At 64.1% G+C, this 3,018-nt stretch carries 3 protein-coding genes and 1 pseudogene; 2 read left to right on the forward strand and 2 right to left on the reverse strand.

Annotation, left to right across the window (positions count from 1 at the left end; genetic code table 11):
* Positions 1-195, forward strand: a pseudogene (locus B3V69_RS11345) (3-oxoadipyl-CoA thiolase); the annotation flags it as partial.
* Between the two features lie 7 nt (positions 196-202).
* A complete protein-coding gene (locus B3V69_RS11350) occupies positions 203-958 on the forward strand; it encodes a sulfite exporter TauE/SafE family protein (RefSeq protein ID WP_296446601.1) in 756 nt (251 codons plus the stop codon).
* 66 nt (positions 959-1,024) lie between these two features.
* Here B3V69_RS11350 and B3V69_RS11355 read toward each other — a convergent pair whose 3' ends face one another.
* Complete coding sequence (locus B3V69_RS11355; RefSeq protein ID WP_296446602.1) at positions 1,025-1,645, reverse strand: hypothetical protein; 621 nt, start codon at positions 1,643-1,645, stop codon at positions 1,025-1,027.
* On the reverse strand, positions 1,642-3,018 hold a 1,377-nt coding region (locus tag B3V69_RS11360), incomplete at its 5' end, for a cation:proton antiporter (RefSeq protein ID WP_296446604.1). The genes B3V69_RS11355 and B3V69_RS11360, both read right to left, overlap by 4 nt.

Below are 3,018 nucleotides of genomic sequence, written 5' to 3' on the forward strand. Positions count from 1 at the left end.
GGCCTGCAGGATGACGACGCGCGCGTCAACGCCTGGGGCGGCGCGATTGCACTCGGTCATCCGCTGGGCGCCTCCGGTGCGCGTCTCGCCACCACCGCCATCAACCGGCTGCATGCGACGGGCGGGCGCTACGCGTTGTGCACCATGTGCATTGGCGTGGGGCAGGGCATCGCGGTCATTCTGGAGCGGGTTTAATCACCCGATGACGTTCCCCCTCATCACCGATCCCTACTTCTACGCCGTCACCATCCCCGCCGTGCTGCTGCTGGGCGTCAGCAAAAGCGGGTTTGGCGCGGGCTTTGGCTCGCTGGCCGTGCCCATGATGGCGCTGGCGGTCAGCGTGCCGCAGGCGGCCGCCATTCTGATGCCGGTGTTGCTGCTGATGGACATTCTGGGCATGGCGGCGTTTCGCAAGGACTTCGACATGACGCTGCTGAAGTTCCTGATTCCGTATGGGCTGGTCGGCATCGTGATCGGCGCCTTGCTCTTCAAGGTGCTGGACTCCCACACCGTGGCCGGCATGGTGGGCGTGTTCACGCTGCTGTTTCTGGCGCAGCGCCTGCTGTTTCCGCCGCAGGTGGACAGCGCGCCGCCGCGCAGATGGCTGGGTGCCCTCCTGACCGCTACCTCGGGCTTCACCAGTTTCATTGCCCACGCCGGCGGCCCGCCGATCAACGCCTACATGATCCCCTTGCGCCTGTCGCCGGTGAAGTTCACCGCCACCATGGCCTTCTTCTTCTTCGTCATCAACCTGTCCAAATGGATCCCCTACGCCTGGCTGGGCTTGCTGGACACGCGCAACATGGCCACCTCGCTGGTGCTGCTGCCGATCGCGCCGATTGGCGTCTGGGTCGGCGTGAAGCTGGCCCGGCGTATCAAGCAGCAGCTGTTTTACCGCCTGCTGTACCTCGGCATGTTCCTCACTGGCACCAAGCTGGTGTGGGATGCGTTGCGTTAGTTGCTATTGAATTGGTAGCCGCTTGCGCAATGATGGCGGGGGCTAGAGGCTATTTATTTATAAACATCACGCTTCATCTCTCACATAATCCACCACCCGCAGGTACTGCCGCCACAGCAGCCAGGCACCCCAACCCAGCGCCAGCAGCAGCACCAGCGCGCCCAGCTTGTGCGTCAGGCCGCCGATCAGTTGCGCCTTGGGCAGCAGGCCCAGGCTGGAGAAGAGATAAATCCAGTCGTGCCCGCCAGCCTCGCCAACCTGGCCCGACAGCAGCATCAGCTGCGGCTGCAGCGCGTCATACATGTAGGGCGCGATGTCGAGCAGTGACACGCCGAAAAACCACAGGCCCACGGCCGCGCCAAAGGGGTCGCGGTTCTTGATCAGCAGCGCTCCGGCCAGGATGGCGGGCATGACCAGCTGACCGAGCGTGCCGCCCAGCACCATCACCCAGTGACCCAGCGGCATGAAGATGACGTGTCCTGCCTCGTGAAACACCAGAATCGGCCGATGGATGAAGGACTCGCCCAGTTCGCCGGTGCGGTAATTCATCCCGATCAGCTGCCAGCCCCAGATGGCCAAGCCCGCCAGGATGGCCACACGCAGCCAGAAGCGCAGCGCGTCCACCCGGTCCGGGATGTGGGTGAGCAGCGCCGTCCAGCCGGGTTCGCCGCTTCTGTCCCGGCTCATTGGTCCCAGCCCTGCGGCCGCTGCTGGGCCCGCTGCTCGCGCTCCTGCGCCATTTGCTCTTCCAGTTGGCGTCGTCCCTGCTTCACCACGGCAATCAGTTTGGCGTGGTCCTGGGAATGGGGGTACATTTTTTCAAACAGTGCCAGGTTGTGCTGGCGAAAACGCTGGGCGGTCTGGCGCGCCTCGTGGGCGCCGTGGCCCAGCAGCTCCAGCACGCTGCGCGCACTGCGCAGGCTGGACTCGAACATCTCGCGCTCGACCCGCAGCACACCGCGGTCGCGCAGCTGGTTCCAGTGGGTCACGCCATGCGCTCGCGCCACGATCGCCAGGTGCGAGAAGTGTTCGCGCGCCAGATCGACGATCTCCAGCGACTGCGCCATATCGTCCACCGCCACCACCAGAATCTTGGCGTTGGCCGCACCGGCGGTGCGCAGCAAATCCAGCCGTGACGCATCGCCGTAAAACACCCGGTAGCCGAAATTGCGCGCCACTTCGATCATCTCGGCGTCGTGGTCCAGCACGGTGCAAGGGATGCCTTCGGCCAGCATCATGCGGGCCACGATTTGTCCATAGCGGCCAAACCCGGCAATCACCACCGGTGCTTCCTGTAGCACGGAAATCTCCTCCATGTTGACCTTGCCCAGGTGGGCATAGCGCGGCAGCAGCAGCCGGTCGATGGCCACCAACAACAGCGGGCTCACCAGCATCGAAACCGCCACCGCGCCGATCAGCAGCGAGGCCGTTTGCGCCGGGAAAATGTGGGCGCCGGCGGCGGCCTGAAACACCACGAAGGCGAACTCTCCCCCTTGCGCCAGCAGCAGCGTGAACACCGGCCGCTCCTGAAACGGCAGCTTCATGAGCCGCGCCACCGCATAGATCACGGCCCCCTTGACGCCCAGAAAACCGATGACGATCAAGCCCATCAGGCCCGGCGACTGGCGCAGCACGCCAAAGTCGATGCTCATGCCGACGGCGATGAAAAACAGGCCCAGCAACAAGCCCTTGAACGGTTCGATATCGGTTTCCAGCTCGCGCCGGTACTCGCTCTCGGCCAGCAGCACGCCGGCCAGAAACGCACCCAGCGCCATCGACAGGCCCACCCGCTGCATCAAACCGGCAATGCCCACGACCAGCAAGAGTGAGGCGGCGGTGAAGATCTCGGGCGTCTTGGAGCGCGCAATCCAGCGAAACAGCGGGTGCATCAGCAGTCGGCCGCCGACAATGATGGCGGCCACAACTGCTATTATTTTGAGAGCATCAAAGGCATGATTTACGGGGGCTAGAGCCTCATTTGATCCTGAATCCAGGGCCAGCAGCGGCAGCAAGGCCAGGATCGGGATGGCCGCCACGTCCTGAAACAGCAGGATAGCGAA

Source organism: Rhodoferax sp. UBA5149, from assembly GCF_002413825.1.
Lineage (GTDB): Bacteria > Pseudomonadota > Gammaproteobacteria > Burkholderiales > Burkholderiaceae_C > Rhodoferax.